Annotated in this window: 27 protein-coding genes; 11 read left to right on the forward strand and 16 right to left on the reverse strand. The window is 71.7% G+C overall.

Translation table 11 applies throughout. The features are described 5' to 3' along the window. Positions 1-4: 4 nt before the first annotated feature. Positions 5-502, reverse strand: a complete 498-nt coding sequence (locus AB0N82_RS09540; protein WP_363390858.1) for a DUF427 domain-containing protein — start codon at positions 500-502, stop codon at positions 5-7. A 91-nt stretch (positions 503-593) separates the two neighbouring features. On the opposite strand from AB0N82_RS09540, the gene AB0N82_RS09545 reads away from it, so the two are divergent. The 4 genes from AB0N82_RS09545 (at position 594) to AB0N82_RS09560 (ending at position 2,727) form a co-directional block, all read left to right on the forward strand. Beyond that, positions 594-791, forward strand: coding sequence for a hypothetical protein (locus AB0N82_RS09545; RefSeq protein WP_315995140.1), 198 nt, complete (start codon positions 594-596; stop codon positions 789-791). After that, positions 788-928: a hypothetical protein gene (locus AB0N82_RS09550; RefSeq protein WP_167494236.1), complete on the forward strand. Its 141-nt coding sequence runs from the start codon at positions 788-790 to the stop codon at positions 926-928. Before AB0N82_RS09545 ends, AB0N82_RS09550 begins: the two co-directional genes overlap by 4 nt. Positions 929-1,129: 201 nt before the next feature. Beyond that, positions 1,130-2,074 carry an aldo/keto reductase gene (locus AB0N82_RS09555; RefSeq protein WP_363390861.1) on the forward strand — a complete coding sequence of 315 codons (945 nt, stop codon included), beginning with the start codon at positions 1,130-1,132 and terminating at the stop codon, positions 2,072-2,074. Between the two features lie 95 nt (positions 2,075-2,169). After that, positions 2,170-2,727, forward strand: a complete 558-nt coding sequence (locus AB0N82_RS09560) for a nucleoside phosphorylase (protein ID WP_363390864.1) — start codon at positions 2,170-2,172, stop codon at positions 2,725-2,727. A 23-nt stretch (positions 2,728-2,750) separates the two neighbouring features. Here AB0N82_RS09560 and AB0N82_RS09565 read toward each other — a convergent pair whose 3' ends face one another. The 7 genes from AB0N82_RS09565 to AB0N82_RS09595 all read right to left on the reverse strand — a co-directional run bounded on the left by AB0N82_RS09565 (position 2,751) and on the right by AB0N82_RS09595 (position 10,158). Then, positions 2,751-4,253 carry an MFS transporter gene (locus AB0N82_RS09565; RefSeq protein ID WP_315995143.1) on the reverse strand — a complete coding sequence of 501 codons (1,503 nt, stop codon included), beginning with the start codon at positions 4,251-4,253 and terminating at the stop codon, positions 2,751-2,753. Between the two features lie 248 nt (positions 4,254-4,501). Beyond that, a complete protein-coding gene (locus tag AB0N82_RS09570) occupies positions 4,502-4,684 on the reverse strand; it encodes a hypothetical protein (protein WP_315995144.1) in 183 nt (60 codons plus the stop codon). A 34-nt stretch (positions 4,685-4,718) separates the two neighbouring features. Continuing rightward, positions 4,719-7,853 carry an SMC family ATPase gene (locus AB0N82_RS09575; protein WP_363390868.1) on the reverse strand — a complete coding sequence of 1,045 codons (3,135 nt, stop codon included), beginning with the start codon at positions 7,851-7,853 and terminating at the stop codon, positions 4,719-4,721. Beyond that, positions 7,850-9,004, reverse strand: coding sequence for an exonuclease SbcCD subunit D (locus AB0N82_RS09580; protein WP_363390871.1), 1,155 nt, complete (start codon positions 9,002-9,004; stop codon positions 7,850-7,852). The genes AB0N82_RS09575 and AB0N82_RS09580 overlap by 4 nt, the downstream gene beginning before the upstream one ends. A 154-nt stretch (positions 9,005-9,158) precedes the next feature. Further along, the gene (locus tag AB0N82_RS09585) at positions 9,159-9,476 is read right to left on the reverse strand and encodes a hypothetical protein (protein ID WP_363390874.1); all 318 of its coding nucleotides are present in this window, start codon (positions 9,474-9,476) and stop codon (positions 9,159-9,161) included. A 1-nt stretch (position 9,477) separates the two neighbouring features. Further along, entirely contained in the window at positions 9,478-9,687 is a 210-nt protein-coding gene (locus AB0N82_RS09590) for a hypothetical protein (RefSeq protein WP_315995148.1), read from the reverse strand. 171 nt (positions 9,688-9,858) lie between these two features. After that, entirely contained in the window at positions 9,859-10,158 is a 300-nt protein-coding gene (locus AB0N82_RS09595; RefSeq protein ID WP_315995149.1) for a GNAT family N-acetyltransferase, read from the reverse strand. Positions 10,159-10,598: 440 nt separating this feature from the next. On the opposite strand from AB0N82_RS09595, the gene AB0N82_RS09600 reads away from it, so the two are divergent. The 3 genes from AB0N82_RS09600 to AB0N82_RS09610 all read left to right on the forward strand — a co-directional run bounded on the left by AB0N82_RS09600 (position 10,599) and on the right by AB0N82_RS09610 (position 12,815). Then, on the forward strand, positions 10,599-11,360 hold the full coding sequence (locus AB0N82_RS09600; RefSeq protein ID WP_363390878.1) for a winged helix-turn-helix domain-containing protein: 762 nt from the start codon (positions 10,599-10,601) through the stop codon (positions 11,358-11,360). Between the two features lie 74 nt (positions 11,361-11,434). After that, positions 11,435-12,424, forward strand: a complete 990-nt coding sequence (locus AB0N82_RS09605) for a DNA-3-methyladenine glycosylase 2 family protein (protein ID WP_315995151.1) — start codon at positions 11,435-11,437, stop codon at positions 12,422-12,424. A gap of 169 nt (positions 12,425-12,593) precedes the next feature. Next, positions 12,594-12,815, forward strand: coding sequence for a hypothetical protein (locus AB0N82_RS09610; RefSeq protein ID WP_315995152.1), 222 nt, complete (start codon positions 12,594-12,596; stop codon positions 12,813-12,815). 4 nt (positions 12,816-12,819) lie between these two features. Here the strand turns inward: AB0N82_RS09610 and AB0N82_RS09615 are convergent, their stop codons facing one another. The 4 genes from AB0N82_RS09615 to AB0N82_RS09630 are packed head-to-tail and all read right to left on the reverse strand — an operon-like array spanning position 12,820 to position 16,569. Next, positions 12,820-13,578: an ATP-binding cassette domain-containing protein gene (locus tag AB0N82_RS09615; protein ID WP_363390882.1), complete on the reverse strand. Its 759-nt coding sequence runs from the start codon at positions 13,576-13,578 to the stop codon at positions 12,820-12,822. Beyond that, positions 13,575-14,585 carry an iron chelate uptake ABC transporter family permease subunit gene (locus tag AB0N82_RS09620; protein WP_363390885.1) on the reverse strand — a complete coding sequence of 337 codons (1,011 nt, stop codon included), beginning with the start codon at positions 14,583-14,585 and terminating at the stop codon, positions 13,575-13,577. The genes AB0N82_RS09615 and AB0N82_RS09620 overlap by 4 nt, the downstream gene beginning before the upstream one ends. Next, on the reverse strand, positions 14,578-15,552 hold the full coding sequence (locus AB0N82_RS09625) for an iron chelate uptake ABC transporter family permease subunit (protein WP_363390888.1): 975 nt from the start codon (positions 15,550-15,552) through the stop codon (positions 14,578-14,580). Before AB0N82_RS09625 ends, AB0N82_RS09620 begins: the two co-directional genes overlap by 8 nt. Positions 15,553-15,591: 39 nt before the next feature. After that, positions 15,592-16,569 (reverse strand): ABC transporter substrate-binding protein, encoded by a 978-nt coding sequence (locus AB0N82_RS09630; RefSeq protein WP_363390891.1) that lies wholly within the window; start codon positions 16,567-16,569, stop codon positions 15,592-15,594. Between the two features lie 82 nt (positions 16,570-16,651). Between AB0N82_RS09630 and AB0N82_RS09635 the strand changes: the two genes are divergently transcribed. Then, positions 16,652-17,434: a siderophore-interacting protein gene (locus AB0N82_RS09635; protein WP_363390894.1), complete on the forward strand. Its 783-nt coding sequence runs from the start codon at positions 16,652-16,654 to the stop codon at positions 17,432-17,434. A gap of 43 nt (positions 17,435-17,477) precedes the next feature. On the opposite strand, the gene AB0N82_RS09640 is transcribed toward AB0N82_RS09635, so the two are convergent. Continuing rightward, positions 17,478-19,238: a S16 family serine protease gene (locus AB0N82_RS09640; RefSeq protein WP_363391214.1), complete on the reverse strand. Its 1,761-nt coding sequence runs from the start codon at positions 19,236-19,238 to the stop codon at positions 17,478-17,480. After that, positions 19,238-19,699 carry a GNAT family N-acetyltransferase gene (locus AB0N82_RS09645; RefSeq protein WP_363390897.1) on the reverse strand — a complete coding sequence of 154 codons (462 nt, stop codon included), beginning with the start codon at positions 19,697-19,699 and terminating at the stop codon, positions 19,238-19,240. Before AB0N82_RS09645 ends, AB0N82_RS09640 begins: the two co-directional genes overlap by 1 nt. Positions 19,700-19,788: 89 nt before the next feature. Here AB0N82_RS09645 and AB0N82_RS09650 point away from each other — a divergent pair, with 89 nt between their 5' ends. Further along, positions 19,789-20,079: a DUF4287 domain-containing protein gene (locus AB0N82_RS09650; protein ID WP_363390900.1), complete on the forward strand. Its 291-nt coding sequence runs from the start codon at positions 19,789-19,791 to the stop codon at positions 20,077-20,079. On the opposite strand, the gene AB0N82_RS09655 is transcribed toward AB0N82_RS09650, so the two are convergent. Further along, positions 20,076-20,690, reverse strand: coding sequence for a MerR family transcriptional regulator (locus AB0N82_RS09655; protein WP_363390903.1), 615 nt, complete (start codon positions 20,688-20,690; stop codon positions 20,076-20,078). The genes AB0N82_RS09650 and AB0N82_RS09655 overlap by 4 nt on opposite strands. A gap of 70 nt (positions 20,691-20,760) precedes the next feature. On the opposite strand from AB0N82_RS09655, the gene AB0N82_RS09660 reads away from it, so the two are divergent. Together AB0N82_RS09660 and AB0N82_RS09665 are read left to right on the forward strand one after the other, a co-directional pair. Beyond that, positions 20,761-21,261, forward strand: coding sequence for a DUF4188 domain-containing protein (locus AB0N82_RS09660; protein WP_363390906.1), 501 nt, complete (start codon positions 20,761-20,763; stop codon positions 21,259-21,261). 16 nt (positions 21,262-21,277) lie between these two features. Continuing rightward, the gene (locus tag AB0N82_RS09665; RefSeq protein WP_363390909.1) at positions 21,278-22,138 is read left to right on the forward strand and encodes a sulfurtransferase; all 861 of its coding nucleotides are present in this window, start codon (positions 21,278-21,280) and stop codon (positions 22,136-22,138) included. A 219-nt stretch (positions 22,139-22,357) separates the two neighbouring features. On the opposite strand, the gene AB0N82_RS09670 is transcribed toward AB0N82_RS09665, so the two are convergent. Beyond that, the gene (locus tag AB0N82_RS09670) at positions 22,358-23,683 is read right to left on the reverse strand and encodes an NAD(P)/FAD-dependent oxidoreductase (RefSeq protein ID WP_363390912.1); all 1,326 of its coding nucleotides are present in this window, start codon (positions 23,681-23,683) and stop codon (positions 22,358-22,360) included. Positions 23,684-23,707: the final 24 nt, after the last annotated feature.

The following is a 23,707-nucleotide window of genomic DNA, read 5'->3' on the forward strand; positions in this document are numbered from 1 at the left end:
CGGGCTACCAGCCCATCGATCCCGGCACGCCCTTGAACGGGCCGGCGAGGTCGCTCGTCACCCAGCCGCCGTAGAACCCGCCCGGCTGCGGCTCGACGACCTCCCCTCCGAGGACGCACCGGTCCATCTCCCCGGCGTAGACGGCGACGCGATCGTCGAGGATCTCGTACCCGGGCATCGGATGCGGGTAGTTCCAGGCCGCGCGCACGGCGACCGCTCCCCCGCCGCCGTGGACGTCGAAGTAGCGCGCACCGCCCTTGAACTCGCAGAACGACGCTCCCTCACCGAGCGTCAGCGCGTCGCCGAAAGCCGCGATGGGCAGGTAGTAGACCGGAGGGTGGCTGGTCTCCAGCACGCGCACCACGTCGTCGGTGTCGACGATGCGCACGCCGCCGAAGTCGATCTGCGCGCGCTTCCTCACCCGTTCGACGCGGGGCGGCCGCGGGTAGTCCCACACGGACTCCTGGCCGGGGCGGACGGGATCGGGAACGGGACGCGCCATGCGCATACGCTACGCCGGGACGGACGGGGGTGGGCCCGATCGGCTCAGGAGAACCACAGCTTTTCGGTAGCCTGGGGGGAAGGGGGACAGCGTGAGCGATCAGAAGACGTCGAACGTCAGCCGGCGGTACCGGGTGTATCAGATCGTCGGCATCGTCCTGGCCGTGCTGTTCCTCGCCCTCGGCGTGGCCGCGTTCCTCACCGGGGGCGGGCCGATCATCGCCGCCATCGCCGTCATCGGAGGTCTCGCCGTGCTCGTCGTCTCGATCGTCATGATGGTGCGCTCGTGAGCGCGCCCGAGGGCCCTGCCGGCGACGGCAAGAAGAAGTACCCCGCCGGGACGGTCGTGATCTGGATCGCCGGAGCCGGCATCGGCCTGTGGCTGCTCGTCAGCGGACTCATCGGCATCCTGTCCGGCGGAAGCTGACCCGGCGCGCCGCGGGGACGCCCGCGAGAGTTGCGCGATCACGCGCGCGCGATGAGAACGCGCGCGGCGGAACGCGCGCCGGCGCGAGGCCGAGACACGCGAGCGCGTGGACCCGAGACACGCGCGAGCGCGCGTCCCGGGAATGCCCACGACAGCGCGCGGTTGTCCTCGAGGTCACTCGACCTCTGCAGAAAGGGCATCATGACGCGCATCGGACGCAGCGACCTCGACATCCTCCCCCTCTCGCTCGGCGGCAACGTCTTCGGATGGACCGCCGACCGCGACACCTCGTTCGAGGTGCTCGACGCGTTCCACGCCGGTGGAGGCAACTTCATCGACACCGCCGACGCTTACAGCGCCTGGGTTCCGGGCAACGCGGGTGGCGAGAGCGAGACGCTGATCGGCGAGTGGCTGGCCTCGCGCAAGCCGGAGAACGTCGTGGTGGCGACGAAGGTCAGCCAGCACCCCGATTTCCGCGGCCTGTCCGCCAAGAACGTGCGCGCTGCCGCAGAGGCCTCGCTCGGTCGCCTCGGTGTCGACACCATCGACCTGTACTACGCGCACTTCGACGACGAGCAGACGCCCCTCGAGGAGACCGTCGCAGCCTTCGCCGACCTGGTCACCGACGGTTTGGTGCGCTACGTCGCCGTGTCGAACTACTCCGCCGCCCGGATCCGCGAGTGGATCTCGCTCGCCGAGGCCGCCGGCGCCGACCTCCCCGTCGCCGTGCAGCCGCACTACAACCTCGTGCACCGCACCGAGGTCGAGCGCGACATCGTCCCCGTCGCCGAGCAGTACGGCATGTCGCTCGTGCCGTACTACGCCCTGGCCAGCGGCTTCCTCACGGGCAAGTACCGCAGCGCGGATGCCGCGGGCGACTCGCCCCGGGCAGAGGGCGCCGCGAAGCTGGCCACCCCGGCCGGACTCGCCCTGATCGACGCCCTCGATGAGGTGGGTCGTGCCCACGAGGCGTCGATCGCGTCGACGGCCCTCGCGTGGCTGCGCGCGCAGCCGACGGTCGCCGCCCCCATCGCGAGCGCGTCGAAGGTCTCGCAGGTCGCCGACCTGCTGGCCAGCGCCTCCCTGGAGCTGACCCCGGATGAGATCTCGCGCCTCACGGACGCGTCGGACGCGGCCCAGAGCTGAGTTCGTGCCCGTGTTCCGCTCGGCGGGACACGGGCACGCTCGGCCCCTGTTCTCGGCATCCGTTCTCCTCCGCCGATTCCGGCGAGAATGAGAGGGTGAAACTCCTGGTCGCCGCCCACGCATCCGAACTCGTCGCCTTCGAGGACGATCTCCCCGGCTTCGAACGCCTGCTCACCGGAGTGGGCAAGATCCCGGCCGCGTACGCGTTGACGCGTGCGCTGTCGACGGGCGAGTACGAGGAGATCGTGGTCGTCGGAACGGCCGGCGCGATCGACGACGAGGTCGAGGGCGGGATCTACGACCTCGCCGGCGCGATCCAGCACGACGTGAAAGGGCTGGACGGCACCTTCGGCGAGCACGTCTCGCTGCCGACGCGGGTCGAAACGGGCCACGAGGGCCTCGTCATCGCCACGGGCGACCACTTCGTCGACGACGCCGACACCGTGCGGCTCATCCGCGAGCTGGGGGCGAGGCTGGTCGACATGGAGTCGTACGCGCTGATCTGGGTCGCCCAGCAGTTCGGTGTGCCCATCCGCATCCTGCGCGCCGTGTCCGACCGCGCGCAGGACGGCGCGACCGAACTGTGGGATGACGTGGTCGAGCGCTGCAGTCACGACCTGCGTGCGGAGATCCGCTCCCGCTACGGCGTCTGACCCGTGACCGCAGAGGCCGCGGCTCAGGGCGTCTGAGACCCCGACCGCGCGCGGCCGGCGAGGTCTGCCACGCCGACGATGAGCGCCAGCCCGAGGAAGATGCCGACGGTGATCATTCCCGACGCGTAGGCGTCGTGGTACAGCACGACGGTGTCGTCGACGCTGCCCTGCTCGCGGTACACCGTGGCGTAGAAGAGGGCGAGGGCGATCGCCGTGCCCACCGCCGTGCCGATGCGCTGGCCGAGCTGACCGACGGATCCCGCGACCCCCCCACTGCGGACGGGGATGTCGGCCAGGGTGAGGGTCTGATTGGGGGAGATCACCAGGCCCCCGGCGAAGCCGCCGAACACCATCACGGCGGCCATCGCCCACGGCGTCCATTCGGGCGCGGTGAACAGGGCGACGAGCACGAGCCCGCCGGCGGTCACCACCATGCCGAGGATGCCCCACACCACGAGCGGACGTCCGAGCCGGGTCACGAGGTTCCCGCCGACCCATGAACTCGCCGCCGACGCGACCGCGAACCCGATCGTGACCATGCCGGCGAAGACCGGCGCGAGTCCCAGACCGCCCTGCAGGAAGAGCGTGCCGAGCAGGAACATCGCCGGCACAGCCGAGAAGTACGCGGTCGAGATCAGCACGCCGTTGCGGTACGACGACAGCGAGAAGATCGAGAACGGCATGAGCGGCATCCGCCCCCGATCCGCATAGCGGCGCTCCCAGAAGACGAAGGCCGCGGCGAAGACGACGGATGCCACGAGCAACCACCACCGGTTGGGGTCGTCGTCGGGGCTGCCCGTCGTGAACAGGAACGGCCACATGAGCGCCAGGATCGTCAGCGCGAACAGCAGGACGCCGACGGGGTCGAGGTCGAGGCGGCGCCGCGATTTCTCGCGCGTGTTCGGCAGCAGCCACGCCGCGAGGGCGATGACGACGGCGACCAGGGGGATGTTGATCCAGAAGATCAGCCGCCACCCGTCGGTGTCGCCGCCCAGCGCGATGAGCAGACCACCGAGCGTCGGTCCGAAGGCGGTGGCGATACCGATCGTGGCTCCGAAGAGACCGAAGGCGCGCCCGCGCTCCTTGCCCTGGAACAGCTGCTGCACCAACCCGAGCACCTGCGGCATCTGGATGCCGGCGGCCACGCCCTGCAGCAGACGGGCGACGAGCAGCACCGTGGTGTTCGGCGCGAGCGCGCAGGCCAGGCTCGTGACCAGGAACAGCGACAAGCCCACGAGGAAGAGCACGCGGCGCGAGCGAATGTCGCCCAGACGCCCCGCCGGCACCAGGACGAGCCCGAAGGTGAGGATGTAGCCCGAGACGACGAGCTGCAGCTCGGTGGGGCCGGCGTTCAGAGCTGCCTCGATCGACGGAAGAGCGACGTTGACCTTCGTGAGGTCGAGGATGGTGAGCGCCGCCACGGCGACCGCGACCCAGTAGGCCCTCCAGCGATGCTTCGGCGACAGCGCGATGTCGCGGGTGGCGGGGTGGGCGGTCTCTGCGGGGGCGGGCGACTTCTCGGACATCGAGGGGGACGCTACTCCCGACCTCCGACACCACGGACGGGCTTGCGTCGGCCCGACCGACCGCTACGCAGCGGATCGTCGGCGCGCGGGACTCATCGCCGACCGGTGCTGTCGCGGCGGAACGTCACCCCTGCGGGACCGATCGCCGACCGCCCGTCGACATGGCGCACGGGCGCGCCCGGCGCATCACTGTATCGGTCGCCCCCGTTGCGGCACAGGAGCGGGTCGCCGACGCAGCGCTCCGTCGGTCAGTCCACGTCGCGGCGCGCGAAGACGGCACGCAGCACGAGGAACACGATGAGCGCGACGATCGCGACGGCGACGAGGCGGAAGACGAAGGCGATGAGCGAGAACAGCACGTTCACGACGACCCAGGCGATGATCACGGCCGCGATGACCCCGAGAACGGTCCAGAGGGTGCTCTTGCGCATGCGATCAGCCTAGACGGGCGTGCTGCCCCCTCTCTCAGACAGGCGTCACCGCGTGGTCGTGCCGGATCACGCTCGGGCCCCGCGGGGTGGCCGTCACGTGCAACTGCGCCGGCAGTTGATCCTTCATCGAGGCCACGTGGCTGATGACGCCCACCGTGCGTCCGCCCTGTCGCAACTCGTCGAGGGTGCGCATCGCGAGGTCGAGCGTGTCGTCGTCGAGGGAACCGAACCCTTCGTCGATGAAGAGCGTGTCGAGATGGATGCCGCCCGCCCGGGCGGTGACCACCTCGGCGAGCCCCAGGGCGAGGGCGAGCGAGGTCAGGAAGGTCTCTCCCCCGGACAGCGATTGCGGCGGTCGGCACTGCCCGGTGAACGCGTCCATGATCTCGAGCCCGAGCCCGCTCGCGGCGCCTCGAGCCGCGAGCGCGTCGGTGTGCTGCAGGCGGTAACGGCCGGACGACATGTCATCGAGGCGGACGTTGGCGGCCGCCACGATCTCTTCGAGCTCCGCCGCCAGGACGAAGGTCTCCAAGGTCATGCGGCGCGTGTTCGGCGCGCGTCCCGCGACGGTGTCGGCCAACCGCGCGATGACCGCGTGCTCCGCGACCAGCGCGGCGACCGAGGCGTGAGCGGCATCGGCGCGCTCCGCGAGCGCCCGCAGTCGCTCGGCCAGCGCCCGCGCTGCCGCGTGTGCCGCAGCCGCATCTTGCACGGCCGTTCGCGCGGAGGCGACCTCGGCGACGAACGGGGCGAGCTCGAGCGGCTCGTCATCGGCACCGGCGAGCTGGAGCTCGAGCTCCAGGAGCCGTTCCCGGGCGGAGGTCACGGTCGCGGTGTACTCGGCCACCACGCCCTCAAGTCGACGTCGGTCGATGTCGGAACGCAACGCGGCCGCGACGGAGGCCGCGTCGGCGAACGGGCTGTCGGCGATCAGCGCAGAAAGGGCCCGGTCGGCCGCCTCCTGCGCCTCGAGCGCCCGGGCCAGATCAGCGCGCGCGTCACGGAGCTCGCGGATCACGTCGCGTCGTGCCCGGAGGTCGCGCTGGTGCGCGGCGACCGAGTCGAACGACCCGCGCGCGTCGGCCACGACCCGTTGGAGGTCTTCGGCTCGCTGCCTCGCGAGCGCGAGCTCCTGGCGGGCCTCGGCGAGCTCGTCGCCCACTTCGTCGAGGCGTCGGGCGATCTTCTCCCCGAGATCGCTCGCTGCCGCGCGCTCGAGCCGCACCCGCTCGTGCTCCTCCGCATCGGCGGTCGCCTGAGCGACCTCCTCCTCGCTTGTCGCGAGTCGGGCCGTCAGCGTCTGGACGTCTTCTCCGCCCGCCCGAGCCGCGGCCAGGGCATGGGCGTCTCGCGCGACCCGCGCCGCGTCGGATGCGAGGCGGTCTTCTTCGGCGGCGAGGTTCTTGCGCTCCTCAGCGGACGCCAGCTCATCGTCGGAGACCGGTGCGGCGCCGCCCCGCGCGGGGTGCGGATGCTCCCGCGAACCACACACGGCGCACGGCTCGCCGTCGACGAGATCGTGGGCGAGCTCGACGGCGGCTCCGTCGAGCCGTCGCCGGAGGAGCGTGGTCCACGCCTCGACGGCTCGCTGGAGGGCGTCGGAGCGGACGAGCGACGCGAGGTCGGCCTGATCGCGGTGCTCGAGCAGACGGGCCGCTTCGCGAGAGGCCTCGAGGCGGCGACGCACTTCATCACGCGCGACGATCGCGGCCTCCCGACGCGCGGCTCCCGTGACGAGTTCGGTCAGACGCTCGTCGAGCGTCGCGAGCATCGCGGGGAGGTCGGCGCGGCCGCCGACGAGAGCCTCTCGTTCCGCGTCCGCCGTCGACACACGCGCGAGGATCCTCTCGATGTCGGCGTCGACCACGCGCGCCTCGCCCTCGGCGGCGAGCGCCGCCTCTCCGCGGGACAGCGATGCGGTGAGGTCGTCGGCGCGCCGGGCCAACGCGTCGTCGAGGTCGACGGCGACGCTCGACTCGACGGGAGGCGTGCTCATGTCGGGCTCGACACCCGGCGCACGCAGGAGGGCGATGTCGTCGTCGGTGCTGCCGACCGATTCGCCGAGCACCCGCGCGGCGTCGGCTGCGGCGCGCACGCGATCGGTCGCGTCGGCCGCGGTCGAGGCCGTCGCCGCCCCGCTCTCGAGGGCGCTGCGAATGCCTTCCGCGTCCGCCGCGAGGGCGGCTTCGGCGCGGAACGCGCGGATGCGTTCGTCGTCGCCCTCCAGAGTGGCGAGCCGCTCGCGGACCCGTTGCCGCTCGTCCTGACGCTCCCGCAGCGCGGTCGCATCCCGCTCCGCGAGCAGGGCGGCGTCCAGGCGCGCATCGGCTGCCTCGCGTTCGCGCGCGAGGGTCTCGACGCGGTACTCGGCGCGTTCGACGGACCGCACGATACGGGCCAGCCGGTCGACGCTCGACAGCGAACCGGCGTGGGCGTCTGCGCCGGCATCCCCCGACTGGTCGGCGTCGACGCCACCGTGGTCGGAGTCGACGGCATCGAGCTCTCCGGCCAGGCGTTCGGCCTCGTCGAGCAGCGTGGTCACCTCCACCCCCTCGGCCGCGAGCGCGTCGTGGGCGCGCTTGCGGCGGTCGTCGAGATCGGTGGCGTACTGCTCGAAGGTGCGGGTGCCGAACAGGGTGCGCAGGAGGCCCAACCGCTCGTCGTTCTTCGCGAGCAGGAATCGCGCGAAGCGGTTCTGAGCGAGCAGGATGACCTGAAGGAACTGCTGCTGCGAGAGCCCGAGGATCTCGTCGAGCTGCGCGGCCACGTCGACGGGGCGCGCGGCGATGCCCGTCCACCCCTCGTCGGTCGACACCTCGAGCAGCGCCCGGTGGGGCTCCTTGGTCGTTCCCCCGCCTCGGCGCTTGGGGCGCTCGAACTCGGGCGAACGCGTGATGCGCCAGCGTCGCCCGGCGGCGCTGAACTCGAGCGTCACCCGCGTCGGATCGTCGGGTGCGCAGTGATCGCTGCGCAGCCGACGCTCGGCGCCGTCGTATCGCGGGACTCCCCCGTACAGGGCGTAGCAGACGCCGTCGAGCACACTCGACTTGCCCGCGCCCGTGCGGCCGGTGATGAGGAAGATGCCGTCCGCGGCGAAGGCGTCGAAATCGACGGTCTGCGTCTCGAGGAACGGTCCGAAGCCCTCGAGTTCGAGGCGGTGCAGCTTCACGACCGTGCCTCCGCGACTCGACGCGCGTCGAGCACCTCCCGGATGAGGGCGCGTTCGGCCTCCGACGCCGCCTCGCCTTCGCGAACGTGCGAGAGGAAGGCGTCGATGACCTCGCCGTCGTCGCGAGCCGCACGCACGCGTCGGGCATAGCCCACGGCGTCGTCGTCCCTCATGTTCTCGGGGAGGTGCACGACGGTCGCGCACCATGGGAAGCGGGCCTGCAACCGGCGCATCGGATCGGGCTGCGGAGTGGCGTCGGTGTATTCGGCGCGCACCCAGTGCTCGTCGTGACCGGCGAACCGGTCGGCCGTGAGCAGCTCTTCGAGCGACCCCCGCAGGGTCGCGAGAGGCCGTGGGACCGGCAGGGCGAGCCACGACACCGTGGCGAGGCCGTCGGCGTCGAGATCGACGAGCCAGGACCCTCGCAGCTTGCCCGCCTCGCCGAAGCTGTAGTGCACCGGCGCCCCCGCATACCGGACCCGGTCGGACAACTGCTGACGACCGTGGATGTGCCCCAGTGCCACGTAGTCGGGCCCGTCGAAGGTCGACAGCGGGACGACGTCGAGACCGCCCTGGCGGATCTCGCGCTCGATGCCGGGCGTGGAATCGACCCCGGCGGCGAAGCAGTGGGCGGCGACCACGGCACGACCGCCGCGCTCGGCCATGTCGGCGCGGATGAGCCCGAACGCGTGCGCCATCGTCTGCGCCTGAGTGCGCAGCTCGACGCCCTTCCACAGATGGCGCACGATGGCGGGCTCGAGGTACGGGATGCCGTAGACGTGCACCGGACCGTGGGCGTCGACGAGGGTGACCGGCGTCCCCACCGTCGCGGGGTCGGTGATCACCGTGATCTCGTCGCGCAGCAGTGCGGACTGGAAGCCCAGCCGCGCCGCCGAATCGTGGTTGCCGCTGGTGACCACGACCTTCGCCCCGGTCTCGGTCAGAGAGGCCAGCGTCTGCGTGAGCACGGGGTAGCAGGCGGCCGACGGAGCGGCCGAGTCGAAGACGTCTCCGGCCACGACGATCAGGTCGACGGCGTTCTCGCGCACCTGCTCGACGAGCGCGGCCAGCACCGCGCTCAGCGCGTCGAGCGTCGAGTGCCCGTGGAAGGTGCGCCCGATATGCCAGTCGGAGGTGTGCAGGATCCGCATGCAGCCACGGTACGTCGCACCTCCGACATCGGCTCGCAGCGACGCCCGACGGGGAGCCCGCGCGCGGCGCGGCGCGGCGTCGTCCGGGAGGGCGGGTCGCCGCCGAACGCACGAACGCCCCGCATCCCGGAGGAGTGCGGGGCGTTCACGACGGTCAGGAGCCGGCGACCTCCGCCGCGATGGCCCGGATGCGGTCGTCACCGAGGTCGAGTCCGACCTCTGCGAAGCGCTGACGCAGCACGTCGGCGATGCGCTCCTCGCTCTTGTCGCCGACGTCGGCGCGCGTCTGCACGATCACACCCTGGATCCGGGCCTCGTCGTCGGTGGGGTGCGTGTCCATCGCCGGCCCCGACTGCTCGTCGGGGCGCGCGGCCTTCCGGTCGCTGTGCAGCGCTCCGCCGACCGAATCGGCTGCTCCGGCGCCGCCGTCCGGGCCGTCGGCGGGCTCGGGGGCCCGTGTCTCGTCCGTCATGTCAGTCCTCCGTGCTCAGGTCGGGGTCGATGCCGTGGCTGGCGGCATCGCCTTCGATGGGATCCGAGGGCGCGGCGTCGTTCAGACGCGGCGAGCCCTTCGCGCTGTCGTTGCGCTCGGCGGTCTCGGCGTCGGCGACGTCGCCGCTCTCCCATCCACCGGGCGGGTCGGCGTCGATGACGCCTTCGGGCAGATCGCGGTCGTCGTTCATGACTCCCCCTTTCGAGATCTCCAGCTTCCTCGGGCCGCGGAACCCGCGGGCAGGGGTTGACGCTCGCCGACGGCGCGCGTAGGTGCGGGCATCAGCCCCGCTGCGACGCTGAACGGGGTTGCGCGCGCGCCTGCCTGCGGAGCGGCCCGGAGCGCAGTCGCCGGCCGAGCGTCAGGACGTACGACGAGCTTGCAGCAGACCCGCGCGCTCGGGGTGCGCCTCGAACCACTCCCCCACGTACCAGCACACGGGGATGATCTCGCGGTCACCCGCGGCTTCGATCGCGTCGACCGCCCGCTCCGTGATGACGGCGGCGTACCCGTGCCCGCGGAAGGTCGGGACGGTGAAGGCCCGTGTGAGGGCGACGGTGCGCCCGTCGTCCCGGTAGTCGAGGACGGAGACGAGGTCGTCCCCGTCGTGGAGGGTGAATCGGGATGCCGTCTTGTCGTCGGCGAAGCTCAGATCGGCCATGCCGAGAGAGTACGCCGCTCCTGCGAGGGCGAGCTCTTCCGAGCAGAATGCCCGGCTCTCTCCGAGATCCCCCACCGACGCTGAGCAGAATGCTCGGCGATCCGACGCGCAGGACGGATTTGACGGTTCCCGACGCGGTAGGTAATAATCGCCCCCATGACTGTGACTGCGCGTTCTCTGTCCGCCCGGGAGGCGAACAGGACTGCCGGCATGATGATGCCCGGCCGCGCCGTCATGTGTTGTCGAATGTGCCGCTAACAGCGACCCCTCGCACGGACGACCTCGTGCTTCTGAACGCCGACCTCGTCCCCCGGTCACCTGAGACCCGCGTCGATCACGCGCTCCACGGTGCCGCGCTCCGGCCCTTCGGCCCTCACCTCCCGTCGAACCCCGCTCTCTGACGACGCTTCCGGGTTCACCCACCCAAGGACTTTCTCCTCATGTCGATCTCCGCTGTTCTCGACCGCCCTCAGACCGCCTCCGCCGCCCGCCCGCAGGCTCCGCGCGTGACCGTCCCCGCCACGCCCCGAGCCGCCGCTCCGCGCCCCGCCGCAGTGACCGACCCTGCGGCCGCCGCCGACGCTCCCCGGGCGGCGACCGCCACCGCTCCGCGCGGGTTCGCCCTGTACGTCGGCATCGACGAGGCCAAGGCCGCCGCCGCCGGCGTCAGCCTCGGCACCCTGGTGGAGGCCCTGCGTCGCACGCTCGGCGAGCTGGCGCCCGCCGCGGAGACGTACGCCACGGTCGCCCTGGCCCCCGTGGGCTCCGGCGGTCGCGACGTCGACGTCGTCCGCCTCGCCCTGCACGAGCCGTCGGCCGTCGCGCGCACGAAGGACGAGCCCGCCGAGGAGGACCGCGCCCCCGGCGGCGTGGTCGTCGACATCTCGCGCAAGCGCGTCCTGATCGACGGCGAATCGGCGGCCTTCACCTTCAAGGAGTTCGAGCTGCTGCAGTACCTCGTCCTGCGCGAGGGCCGCACGATCGAGCGCACCGAGCTGGTCGCCTCATTGTGGGAGGGCGCGACCGACGACGACGCCCCCGGCGAGCGCACCATCGACGTGCACGTGCGGCGCCTGCGCGCCAAGCTCGGCGCCTACGAGGACATCGTGCGCACCGTGCGCGGCGTCGGCTACCGCTTCGACCGTCACGCCGACGTCTCGATCCGCTACGGACACGGCACGCCCTCGCCCGACCGTTTCTGATCGTCCCGGCCTCCGCGCAGCGGATCGGGCCCCACGGATGCCGCGATGTCGGCGATGCGACGTAGGGTGTCGGCATGAGGTCGACCGGGGTGCGCACGCGGCGCTCGACGCGCGAGCTCGTCGCACCGGCTGAGCGCCCCCTCGAGACCGAGTATCGCCCCGCTCGTGCGGTCGACATCGGTCGCACGGTCTCGGCGCAGCGCCACGGCACCAACGACCCGACCTACCTCGCAACCGCGCCGCTGGCGAACGGCGGCGTCGTCTGGCGGGTCAGTCGCACACCCATCGGTGTTGCGACTCTCGCCCTCCGTCAGCGTGTCGGGGGTGGCGTGAGGGCGGCGGCCTGGGGGCCCGGCGCCTCCTGGGCGCTCGACCAGCTCCCCGCCCTGTGCGGCGCGCACGACGATCCCGACGATTTCGATGCGTCTCGGCACCCGTCCGTCGCGGCGTGGCACCACCGGCATCCCGATCTGCGTATCGGGCGCACCGACCTGGTCTTCGACGCTCTGGTGAGCGCCATCATGGAGCAGAAGGTCACGAGCATGCAGGCGTTCTCCGCGTGGCGGAGCATCGTCACCTGGTACGGCGAGCGGGCACCGGGTCCGACGCCGCGCCCCATGTTCGCCCCGCCCGACATCGAGGGTTGGCGACACGTGCCCTCGTGGGCCTGGCACCGTGCGGGTCTCGAACCGCCCCAGTCGCGCACCATCGTCGAGACCGCGCGTCGCGGAGCCACCGTCGTCCGCGCGGCGAGCGCGGCGACCGACGGCGAGGCGCGAGATCGCGTCTTCATCAGCCTGCGCGGCGTCGGTATCTGGACGAGCGCCGAGACGCGCATCCGCGCCTTCGGAGACCCGGATGCCGTGAGCGTGGGCGACTACCACCTCGCTCACCAGGTGGGGTACGCCCTCACCGGTCATCGCACCGACGACGACGGGATGCTCGAGCTGCTCGAACCGTTCGCGGGGCACCGGCAGCGCGTGATCCGCCTCATCTACGCCGGTTCGGGGCTGGAGCCCCGACGCGGTCCGCGCCTGCACCCGGAGGATCACCGCGATCGGTGACCGCCCCACGGGGGCGAACACGCCGGGAGGCGATGCTCGCCTGTGCCGCCCCAGGAATGCCCGCGGAGCGCTCGACGCGTTCGAACGGAAACGGGCCGCGGCACCGACCGCGTCGCACCGAGGACGCAACCACCCGCCCGGGCGAGCACGCGCCGCCTAGGGTGGGCGCATGATGCAATCGGGCACCGGCTGGCCGCGCGGACGTACGTACTGGGTCCTCGGGAGCGTGCTGCTGCTGGGGCTCGGCATCCTCTTCGGACTCGTCTGGCAGAACGTCTGGCTGGGTGTGGTCATCGCCGCCGCCGTATCGGTCGGCTGGCTCATCGCCTACGAGTCGAGTCGGGGCCGCAACGTCGGCGTCAACGACGAGGACAACGGCATCCAGCTCTGACGGCTCACCGGTAGTACACCGCCAGCGGATACGGTCCGTCTCGACGCACGTCGACGGGGGTGCCGAAGACCTCCTCGAGGGTGTCCGGGGTCATGAGCTCTCCCGGGGTGCCGACGTGCACCACCCGCCCCTCCGCGAGAGCGACGATGCGATCGGCGTAGGCCGCCGCGAAGTTGACGTCGTGCACCACGATGACGATCGTCTTGCCGAGTTCGTCGGCCGCGCGGCGGAGCTGCCCCATCATCGCCACGGCGTGCTTCATGTCGAGGTTGTTCAGCGGCTCGTCGAGAAGGATGTAGTCGGTGTCCTGCGCGAGCACCATCGCCACGTAGGCCCGCTGGCGCTGCCCGCCCGAGAGCTGATCGAGGTACCTGCCCGACAGCTCGGTGAGGTCGAGGAAGGCGATCGCCTCGTCGATCTTCGCGTGATCGAGAGCGGTGAGCCGCCCCTGCGAGTGCGGAAAGCGTCCGAAACCGACGAGCTCGCGCACCGTGAGGCGCGTGACGAAGTGGTTCTCCTGCCGCAGGATCGACACGATCTTCGCGAGCGTCCGCCCCGGCGTCGTCGTCACGTCGTGGCCGGCGACGGTGACGCGGCCGCTCGTCGCGGTCGTCAGGCGCCCGACGATCGTGAGCAGGGTCGACTTGCCCGCGCCGTTCGGGCCGACGAGCGCCGTGACCCCACCGGCGGGGATGTCGAGGGTCACGGGGCCCAGCACGGTCAGGTCGCCGTAGGTCATCGTGACGTCGGTGAGCGAGATCACAGGCTCCCCTTTCGGAGGAGGTAGACGAGGAAGAAGACGCCGCCGACGAACTCGATGATGATCGAGAGCATCCCGGCGGCGTAGAACACGTGCCGCAGCACGACGTACGCGCCGAGCAGGGTCGCCATGCCGAGCAGCACCGCGAACGGCAGCACCACGCGGTGCTGCGCCGAGCCCGCGAGCTGGTACGCGAGGGTCGCGACGATGAAGCCGAAGAACGTCATCGGCCCGACCATCGTGGTCGACACCGAGATCAGCACGGCCACGAGCACGAGCATCCCGATGACCTCGCGCCGGTAGGCGAGTCCCAGATTGACGGATGCCTCGCGGCCGAGCGCCAGCACGTCGAGGCGATGCCGCGCGCGCCAGACGAGCACGAGCACCACGGCGACGACGAGGGCGCCCCACGGCAGGTACTCGGCATCCGAGTTGGAGAGGTTGCCGAACAATCGGGCCGAGAGGATGTCGAAGTCGCTCGGTGTGAGGAGCCGCTGCATCACGGTGGAGAGCGAACCGAAGCCGACGCCCAGCACCACGCCGACCAGGAGCATGATGTGGAGGTTCCCGCGACGACCGGCGAACAGCCAGCCGTACAGCAACGTCGCGAAGCCCACCATGAGCACGCTCTGCACGACGATCTTGAGCAGGCCATCGGTCGCCGAGAGCGCCGCACTGCCGAAGAAGAACACGAGGGCCGTCTGCATGACGACGTAGAGCGCGTCGAAGCCCATGATCGACGGGGTCAGGATGCGATTCGCCGTCGCGGTGTGGAACAGCACCGTCGCCACCGCCTGACAGCAGGCGACGAGGGCGATGGTCGCGACGCTCACGACGCGGAGGTTCACGGCGAGCCAGAAGGCCCGCGAGCCCGGCTCCCCCGGCACGTTCCAGGTGAGGACCCCGACGGCGGCGACCACCACGACGAGGATCAGGATGCCGAACCGCAGGGCGATCCGCGGGCGTCGGGCCGTGCGCGGCGGGGCGGAGCGGACCAGCACCTCAGCCACGGGCACGCACCCGCAGCAGCAGGGTGATGAACACCGCGGACCCGACGACCCCGAGGATCATCGAGACGGGGACCTCGAACGGCATCCGGATCACCCGCCCGACGATGTCGCACACGACGACGATGGCCACCCCGCCCAGGCATACCCAGGGCAGGTTGGCGCGGGCGTTGTCGCCGCGCCACATCGACACGAGGTTCGGCACGACCAGCCCGAGGAAGGGCAGGAAACCCACCACCACGGTGGTGACGCCCGTGGCGACCGCCACGAGAGCGGTGCCGATGAGCATCACGCGCGTGTGGTCGAGCCCGACCGAGGTCGCGATGTCGCGCCCGAGGCCCGCAACCGTGATGCGGTCCGCGTACAGGAAGACCAGGAGGACGACGATGGCGACGACCCACAGCACCTCGTAGCGTCCGCGCACGATCGAGGTGAAGCTGCCCATGAACCACGTGCCGAGCATCTGCAGCGAGTTGGTCGAGACGGCGAGGTACGTGGTGAAGGCCGAGACGACCGCGCCGAGCATGATCCCGATGAGGGGCACCACGAGCGAGGACCGCAGGGAGATCCGGCGCAGGATGCCGATGAAGACCATCGTTCCGACGAACGCGGCGACCGATGCCACGACCATCCGGACGATGAGCGGCGCGGCCGGTGCGAAGAGCACCGTCACGAGCAGACCGAGCGCGGCCCACTCGGAGGTGCCCGTGGTGGAGGGCTCGACGAAACGGTTCTGCGTGAGCAGTTGCATGATGAGGCCGGAGACGGCCATCGCGCAGCCGGCGAGGACGAGGGCGAGGGTGCGGGGCACGCGCGAGATGAAGAACATCTCGGCGCCGAAACCGTCGCCGGCGATGTCGTAGGCACCGACGAAGAGCGACAGGACGACGAGGCCGGCGACGCCCGCGAGAGCCGTCGGCAGGGCGAGGCGACTCCGGAGCGTGGGCGGAGAGGGAGCAGTGACGATCATGAGCGGGGTGGGGGCCCGGCATCCGGACCCCCACCGGGGTCAGGAGGCGAAGGCCTCGGCGGCCGAGCGGTAGAGCTTCGTGTAGGCCTGGATGCCCTCGTCGAGGTAGAAGCTGCCGTCGAGGTACACGATCTGGTTCTTCTGCACCGCGGGGACGTTCTTCAGCGCTTCGGCGTTCTCGACGAGTTCCTTCGCGGAGACGTATCCGTCCTCCCCGAACATCGCGTCGCGGTCGAGCACGAACAGCCACTCCGGGTTCGCGGCGGCGATCGCTTCCACACTGATGTCGTCGCCGTGCGAGGCGTCCTCGGCCGCGCGGTCGAGGGCGGGGGTCAGGCCCAGCGTCGGGAAGAGGTGTCCGACCCCGCGGCCTTCTCCGGGAGCGGCGTACGAGATCTTCCCCCCGGAGGTGATCAGCCCCATCACCGTCTGCGACGGGTCGTACGCGGCCTTCGCGTCGGCGATGGCGGCATCCAGATCCGCGTTCAGCGTCGCCGCCTCGTCGTTCTTGTCGAAGACCCGGCCGAGGATCGCGGTCTGACGCTTGAGCTCGGACGTGTGCTCCTCGCCGTCGCGCGGGCTCGTCTCGATCGTCGCGGGCTGGATCTCCTTCAACTGGTCGTAGATCTCGCGGAAGCGGTAGCCGCCGACGATGAGATCGGGGTCGGCCGCGAGGATGTTCTCGATGTTCGGCTCGCGGTGCAGGCCCGCGTCGAGCACCTCGTCGCCGCCCGAGAGCGAGGGCCAGAGGTCGTACATGAGCGGCTTGGGGGCCGCGACGAGGGTCACGCCCCACTCGCTGAGCGTCTCGAACGTCGTGTTGTCGAGCGCGACGACCCGCTCCGGCGCCACCGGCACCTCGATCGATCCGTGGTTGTCCTCGACCGTGACGGTGGTCGCTGCGGCGCTCTCGGCGGGCGCGGCTGCTCCCGAGGCGCAGCCGGTGAGGGCGAGCGCGGCAGCGAGCGAAACGATCGCGGCGGGGCGGAGGGCGGTGCGGGACAGGCGAGAACTCATGTGTGTCACTCCGGTGCTGTGTACGGTGCGCGAGCGGTGGGAGGACCCCGACCCTCGGAAAAGTTAGGTTAGCCTTAGCTATGTGAATCTGTCGAACTCGCGGTGCGACGCCCGCCTCGAACCCCGCCGACATGACCTCGTCTTCCGTTCGGCGACGCTCGCTGCTCGGACGTTCCTCACGCCGGCATACGTGCGCCTGCGCCTCGAGGGCCGCGATCTGCGGGGTTTCGACTCCCCCGGCGCCGACGATCACGTGCGCGTGTTCTTCCCCGAGGCAGCGGCCACGACGGACGAGATGCGGACGTCACCGAACCGGGAGTACACGCCCGTCGGGTGGGATGCCGAGGCCGGACGACTCGATATCGATGTGGCTCTGCACGGCGACGGGGTCGGCAGCCGATGGGCCGAGACGGCCCTGATCGGCGCACCCGTCGGCGTGGGCGGACCGCGGGGATCGATGGTGCTGACGGGCCGACCGGACGCGTGGCTGCTCGCCGGCGACGAGACGGCGGTGCCGGCGATCCGGCGGTTCGCCGAGGCGATGGATGACGAGGCCGTGGGGCGCATCGCCGTCGAGGTCCCTTCCGCCGCCTACGACCTGCCCATCGCCGCACCCACGGGTGTGGAGGTGGTCCAGCTGCACCGCGGAGAACGCCCCGCGGGCTCGGAGCTCACCGATTGGTTGGACGCGCTCGACCTCGAGGAGCGGCCGGACGGCTGCGTCTTCGGCTTCGTCGCCGCCGAGCAGTCGATCGTGCGGGCGGGTCGGGCACTCCTGCTCGACCGATGGACCGGCGACCCTGCAGCGACGATCGTGAAGGGATATTGGAAGCGCGGAACGGCGGAGTATCACGCGCCGCACTGATCCGTCGCCCGCCCTGCGCCGGCACGAACCCGCGGCCGCCCGGTCAGTCGCGCTGCACTCCGCCCGCGAAGGCCAGCACCCGCGCGCGCAGGAACGGCGTCGTGAACACCGCCGAGGCACCCGGGACGGGAGAGGATGCCGCGGCGGACGCCGCATCGGTGAGAGCGCCCCGCAGGAGGGGAAGGGCGGCACCGGTGGCCGTGAGGGCGTCGACCGCCCGGACCGTGTATTCGTCGGCGATCCCGATGCGTTGGGCGACGGCATCCGAGGTGTCGACACCGTCGGGCACCCGCACGGCGGACTGCGCCGACAGCGCCGCGGAGCTGCGCGCGAAGGCGGCGGTCGAGACACCCAGGGCGAGCCACGCTCCTCCCTCGTCGGCCCGCGCGCCCAACGCGTCGCGTGCCGTCTCGAGCGCTGTCGTGCGCAAGCCGTTCAGGTCGTCCGCCGCCAGCGGGCTGTCGCCGCGCCGCGCGTCGTAGGCGTCGGTCGCGGCCACCGCCGCCCGTCGCAGCAGCGACGCGAGACCGTCGAGGTCGGCGTCGGACGCGAGCCCGCCCGCCCCGTCGATGTCGGTGCGCAGTTCCGCGAGGGCCCGTGCGGTCTCTACCGCCGAGGATGCCAGGGCAGCGGAGGTCAGCCCCGCGGCGGAGAGCGAGGGGTCGGCGTCGGCCGCGAGGAACGCCTGCGCCTGCTGGGCGAGCGCGTCGGCGTCGGCCGCCCACCCGATCGCGGCGAGCACCGGATCGGCATCGTCGAGCGACGAGGGTGCCGCTGCCAGTTCACCCAGCAGCGCGTCGGCGTCGGCAACGGCGGCCGTCGCGAGCGTCTGCGCCTCCGTCGATGCAAGCGCGGGCGCCGCAGCCGCGGCGGCGGTGTCGGCGGCGGTCGTCGCGGCGGCCCACGCGCCGCCCGCGTCGTCCTCCGCGAGCAACTGCTCGCCGCGCGCGACCGCCGCCCGCGCCCGGTCGGCGAGGGTGCTTCCGGGCGCGGAGTCGAGCGACGACCGCGCGCGATCCAGCGCATCGTCGACGGCGGTGGCCACGGCATCCGGCACCGCGGGTGCATCCGCCGCCGTGGGCAGGGCCGAGGGCGAGGGGGGAGGCGTCGGGAAGACGGACTCGGGGAGGTCCTCCCCGGTCATGACCGCGTACGCGCTCGCGATGTCGGCGACCTCGGTGATCGTCATCCCCCCGGTCGCGGCGAGCTGATCGAGGTCGACGGCCATGCCCTCGGCATCCACCGCCGTCCGCTGGCCCGCGGGCACGAGGATGGTGTCGACCCCGCCCGCCTCGATCGCTGCCGAGACCTGTTCGGGAAGCCCCGCCACCGGACTCACGGCACCGAGCGGGGTCACCCCGCCCGTGAGCGCGACCCCGGGCTGCACGTCGGCGCCGTAGTACAGCGCGAGCACGCCGACCGCGGTGACCGCCCCCGCCGCGGGGGTGGCGATGCGCGCATCGAAACCGAACGTGTACGCGGTGTCGGGCCGGGCTCCGGTGAGCAGCGTGGCCGCGGTCACGGCCGTCCACGTCGCCGACTGGGTGACCGGGTCGACGCCGCTGACGTCGTTCTCGGTGATGTCGATGCTCAGGTCACCGCCGTCTGCGGAGTCGGCCGTGATGCGCTGGCTGGTCACCCCGCCCTTCTTGCCGCTCGCGTAGAGCACGGGCACGGTCAGCTCCGACCCCGAGAACGACCCGTCGGAGCCCGAGCCGAACCCCAGCGAGAACTTCAGGTCGCATCCCGCCAGAACGAGCACGCAGGCGAGCGCGAGGGCTGCGACCGGCAGCGACCGACGCATCACGCGGTGCCGACGCTGGGCGCGCGACTCATCGGCACGTGCGGGATGCCGTCCTCCGAGAAGCGCTCGCCCGAGACGACGAAGCCGAACCGGCCGTACCACGGCGCGAGGTGCTCCTGCGCGTCGAGCAGGATCGGGATGCCGGGAGCCTCGGCATCCAGGTGGGACACCGCCGCGCGCATGAGGTCGGCGGCGATGCCGCGGCCACGGGCAGCGGTGGCGGTGGCGACCCGACCGATCCGCGTGTTCGACGGCTCGCGCAGGAGACGGAGCGTCGCGAGCACGTCGTCGCCCTCGCTCGCCCACATCAGCTCGGCGCCCGGCTCGATGTCGCGCCCGTCGATCTCGGGGTAGGCGGCCTCTTGCTCGACGACGAACACGCTGACGCGCATCCACAGGATGCGGTACAGCGTCAGCGGGGCGATGTCGGCGACGGGCGCCCGGTGCAGGGTGACGGCCATCCTTCGACCGTACCGGGGCGTCGCGCACGGCGCGGACGCGACCGCCTCTTCGATGGACGTGGTCGGGACGGCGACGCTAGCCTCGCGTCATGTCGTTCCAGGCGTTCCTCGACAACATCGAGACCAAGACGGGGCTCACCCCGCGCCAGTTCCTCTCGCTCGCCGACGAGCGCGGCTTCGGGCCCGGCACCAAGGCCGGCCCCATCCTGCAGTGGCTGAAGGACGACTACGACCTCGGACGCGGTCATGGGATGGCGCTGGCCCACGTGATCACGAAGGGTCCGAAGATCAGCGACGCGCACGTCGGCCGCCCCGGTCCGCACGGCGACGCGACAGACGAGCTCTGGCTCGACGGGGCCGCGTCGAATCCGCGCGCCTAAGGGGCGCCGGAGCCGAAGCGTCGCGAGGCGGCCACCTGCTCGGCGACGCGACGGAGCGCCAGGATGAGCGGCTCGACGAGCGCCGTGCCCAGCACCACGTAGCGCACGGCGTCCTCGATCGAGGTGTCGGGAGTCGCCGCGAGCTCGGCCTCGGCAAGCGCACCGAGGTGCTCGAGGTAGGCGTCCATGACCGCGTCCGGCACCGTGAACCCCGCTCGATCGAGGGTCGCGAGGGCGTGCGCGACCGCGGCGACCTGGTCGGGGAAGCAGTGTTCCGCCGAACCACCCATGCGTTCCAGAAGGGCGAGCGCGGCGGTGAGGTCGAGGTCGCTCGACACCTCCGGCGTCACGGCGGCGTTCGCCGCGCCGAGGAGATCGTAGGGGTTCTCGGGCGGCTCCTCGAGCACGCCGACGACCTTGCGCACCCCGGCGATCCCGACGCCGGCGTCAACGAGCGCGCGGATGACCCCGAGCCGCTGCACGTGCGCGACGCCGTACGAGGCCTGCGTGGGCGAGGAGCGCTCGCCCTCCGGCAGCAGTTTCTCGCGCAGGTAGTACTTGATGGTCGGCACGGGCACGCCGCTCTGCGCCGACAGTTCTGAGATCCGCACGCCGCCCCCTTGACTCGATAGCCCTACTATCCAACACTGGATAGCGACACTATCTAGAGAGGACGAGCCCATGGCATCCGTCAATCGGGGTCGAATGACCCACCGCTACGACGGCGAGCTCGTCGTCTTCCACATCGGGATGACCGTCAACAAGTGGTGGCGACCCGACCAGTGGATGCCGCTGATGGGCGACATGCCCCGGATGCTGCGAGAACTCAGCACGGACCCCGACTCGGGGCTGCTCGGCTTCACGATGCTCATCGGCTCGCGCGGGCCGTATCTGGTGCAGTACTGGTCGTCGCTGGAGAAGCTGTACGCGTACGCCTCCGACCCGGAGCACGAGCACCGCCCCGCGTGGACCCGTTTCAACCGACGTGCGCGGAAGACTCCGGGCGCCGTCGGCATCTGGCATGAGACGCACGTCGTCGAGCGCGCCGAGACCATCTACGTCGCGACACCCCCGATGGGGTTGCCGAAGGCCACCGAGATCGTGCCGATCGCGTCCCGCCATGACCGCGCCCGGGCCCGCGTGGCCGACGGTCGGACCCGGGGTCCCGCGGCGATCGACTGAGGGCCAGACTGGGACCATGCCCTCGATCCTCACGACCGCGCCCGACCTCCACGACGCCCTCGCCGCCGGGGCCTTCGCCGACGGCGGGCCCGTCCGGGTGCTCGACGTGCGCTGGCGCCTCGACCGGCCCGACGGGCGTCCCGCCTACCGCGCCGGACACATCCCGGGCGCGCAGTACGTCGACCTCGACCACGATTTGGCCGCCCACGGCGCGCCGACCGAGGGCCGGCATCCTCTTCCTCCCGTCGAGACGCTGCAGGAGGCGGCGCGACGATGGGGAATTGATCAGGGCGACACGGTCGTGGTCTACGACGACCTGAAGAACATGTCGAGCGCTCGCGCGTGGTGGCTCTTGCGGTACGCGGGGGTTGCCGACGTCCGGTTGCTCGACGGGGCGCTGGCGGCCTGGACCGAAGCCGGCTTCGCGACGGAGGAGGGGGATGCCGAAACCCCGACGCCCGGTTCGATCGAGCTCGCGTACGGCTCTCTGCCGGTGCTCGATCTCGATGCCGTCGCCGACTTCGCCGCCGAGGGACTTCTGCTCGACGCGCGCGCCGGCGAGCGCTACCGCGGCGAGGTTGAGCCGATCGACCCCCGCGCGGGACACGTGCCCGGGGCGGTCAGCGCCCCCACGACGGAGAACATCGGCGACGACGGCCGCTTCCGCTCACGCGAGGAGCTGGGATCGCGTTTCCGCATGCTCGGCGCCGAGGACGGCGTGAGCGTGGGGGTGTATTGCGGGTCGGGGGTGACGGCGGCGCACCAGGCCGTGGCCCTGACGCTCGCGGGATTCGAGCCGCGGCTGTACCCGGGATCGTGGAGCCAGTGGTCGAACCACGCCGAGCTGCCCGTGGCGACGGGACCCGACCCGCGCTGAGCAGGCTGAGCCCGCTGGCGCCCCCAGTATCCGCAGGAGGCTGAGCCCGCTGACGCCCCAGTACCCGCAGGAAGCTGAGCCCCTCGAAGCCTCCGGTCCCTTCGACAGGCTCAGGGACCTCCCGCGGCCGAAGGCCTCCCGCGGCCGAGGGACCTCCCGGGGCTGAGGGCCTCCCGCCGCGACCGGACCTCCCGCGACGAGGGACCCCGCGCCGCGGCGTCAGGCCCAGAGGTCGCTGACCGGCACCTCGCGGCCCAGAACGTTCTGCGCGGCGCGGTGCCCGGACAGCATGGCGCCGGGAACCGTCGCCGGGTCGTCTCCCCACGTCGCCTCCCCGGCCAGATGCAGTGTCCCGCCCCCGAGGGGTGCGGCGAGGTCGTCGTGGTCGGCGCCGACCGAGCCTGGCAGCATGTAGGCGTAGGAGCCGCGCGAGAACGGGTCGTCCTGCCAGCGGGTCACGATCGCACTCTCGGGCTCGGCCACGGCGTCACCGTACAGGCGCCGCAACTGCGCGAGGGTGGAGGCGGCGATCTCGTCGTCGCTCCACTCCCGCGTGGCGACGGCGGCAGGACCCGCCGCGAATGTCAGCAGGGCGGGTTCGTCGTGCAGGCGCCCCAGGTCGTACCAGGAGTGCCACCACTCCCCCTCGTCGCCGAGCTGGCGGATGCCGTAGACCCCGGCATCCCAGAACCGTTCGGCGAAACGCAGCACGACCTTCTCGAAGGCGTTCATGCGCAGAAGGCCGAGCGCGCGGGCGTGCGCCGCGGGCAGGGCGGGCTCAAGCACGAGATCGCCCGCGTGCAGCACCCCCACCGGCACCGTGACCACGACGTGCCGAGCGCGGAACGTGCCGCGGGCGGTCTCCACCTCGGCTCCCTCCGACGACCACCGCACGCGCGAGACCGCGTGGTCGAAGCGCACGTCGAGCCCCTCGGCGAAGTTCGAGGCGAGCTCGTCGTAGCCCTGCGGGAACACCACCTCGTCGCCGTTGACGGTGTCGTCGTCGAGCCCATGGGCGCCGAGGCCGTGCATGCCGATCCCGTACTGCTCCTGGGCCCGACGGTCGTTGTACTCCCGCACGCGCTCCGCGCGTTCGGCGCCCCACCCCTGCGCGGCGAGCGCGCGCTCCACGACCTCACCGTAGGTCGCATCGTCGTCGGCCGCGGCGATGACGTCGACCAGGACGGCGTTCAGCGTTCGGATGTCGTCGGCGTACTGCCGCACGGCCTCCGGGGAGAGACGGCGCCCGGCGGCGTCGAAGTACGTCAGCGGACGAGAATCGGGCTGGTATCCGCCGACCGTGAACTCCACCATCGGCATCCCGAACGCGCGGGCCGCCTCGGCGACCGGGCTGTCGTCGATGCCGTGGATCCACGACGCGCCGCGATCGGTGACGTGCCCTCCGCTGCGGTCGGTGAAGACGCGCCCGCCGACGCGGTCGCGCGCTTCGAGCACGACCACCCGATGCCCGTGGCGAGCCAGAAGCCGAGCGGCGGCCAGGCCCGAGATGCCCGCCCCGACGACGAGGGTGTCCACCGTGTCCATGCGTCCTCCGCGTGCTCGTGGTGA

The organism is Microbacterium sp. NPDC089186 (genome assembly GCF_040685115.1).
Classification (GTDB): domain Bacteria; phylum Actinomycetota; class Actinomycetes; order Actinomycetales; family Microbacteriaceae; genus Microbacterium; species Microbacterium galbum.

Coding starts and splice junctions, on each gene's coding strand:
- AB0N82_RS09540 (WP_363390858.1), bottom strand. CDS start 502: ATGGCGCGTCCCGTTCCCGATCCCGTCCGCCCCGGCCAGGAGTCCGTG.
- AB0N82_RS09555 (WP_363390861.1), top strand. CDS start 1,130: ATGACGCGCATCGGACGCAGCGACCTCGACATCCTCCCCCTCTCGCTC.
- AB0N82_RS09565 (WP_315995143.1), bottom strand. CDS start 4,253: ATGTCCGAGAAGTCGCCCGCCCCCGCAGAGACCGCCCACCCCGCCACC.
- AB0N82_RS09570 (WP_315995144.1), bottom strand. CDS start 4,684: ATGCGCAAGAGCACCCTCTGGACCGTTCTCGGGGTCATCGCGGCCGTG.
- AB0N82_RS09580 (WP_363390871.1), bottom strand. CDS start 9,004: ATGCGGATCCTGCACACCTCCGACTGGCATATCGGGCGCACCTTCCAC.
- AB0N82_RS09585 (WP_363390874.1), bottom strand. CDS start 9,476: ATGACGGACGAGACACGGGCCCCCGAGCCCGCCGACGGCCCGGACGGC.
- AB0N82_RS09590 (WP_315995148.1), bottom strand. CDS start 9,687: ATGAACGACGACCGCGATCTGCCCGAAGGCGTCATCGACGCCGACCCG.
- AB0N82_RS09595 (WP_315995149.1), bottom strand. CDS start 10,158: ATGGCCGATCTGAGCTTCGCCGACGACAAGACGGCATCCCGATTCACC.
- AB0N82_RS09600 (WP_363390878.1), top strand. CDS start 10,599: ATGTCGATCTCCGCTGTTCTCGACCGCCCTCAGACCGCCTCCGCCGCC.
- AB0N82_RS09605 (WP_315995151.1), top strand. CDS start 11,435: ATGAGGTCGACCGGGGTGCGCACGCGGCGCTCGACGCGCGAGCTCGTC.
- AB0N82_RS09610 (WP_315995152.1), top strand. CDS start 12,594: ATGATGCAATCGGGCACCGGCTGGCCGCGCGGACGTACGTACTGGGTC.
- AB0N82_RS09625 (WP_363390888.1), bottom strand. CDS start 15,552: ATGATCGTCACTGCTCCCTCTCCGCCCACGCTCCGGAGTCGCCTCGCC.
- AB0N82_RS09630 (WP_363390891.1), bottom strand. CDS start 16,569: ATGAGTTCTCGCCTGTCCCGCACCGCCCTCCGCCCCGCCGCGATCGTT.
- AB0N82_RS09640 (WP_363391214.1), bottom strand. CDS start 19,238: ATGCGTCGGTCGCTGCCGGTCGCAGCCCTCGCGCTCGCCTGCGTGCTC.
- AB0N82_RS09645 (WP_363390897.1), bottom strand. CDS start 19,699: ATGGCCGTCACCCTGCACCGGGCGCCCGTCGCCGACATCGCCCCGCTG.
- AB0N82_RS09650 (WP_363390900.1), top strand. CDS start 19,789: ATGTCGTTCCAGGCGTTCCTCGACAACATCGAGACCAAGACGGGGCTC.
- AB0N82_RS09660 (WP_363390906.1), top strand. CDS start 20,761: ATGGCATCCGTCAATCGGGGTCGAATGACCCACCGCTACGACGGCGAG.
- AB0N82_RS09665 (WP_363390909.1), top strand. CDS start 21,278: ATGCCCTCGATCCTCACGACCGCGCCCGACCTCCACGACGCCCTCGCC.
- AB0N82_RS09670 (WP_363390912.1), bottom strand. CDS start 23,683: ATGGACACGGTGGACACCCTCGTCGTCGGGGCGGGCATCTCGGGCCTG.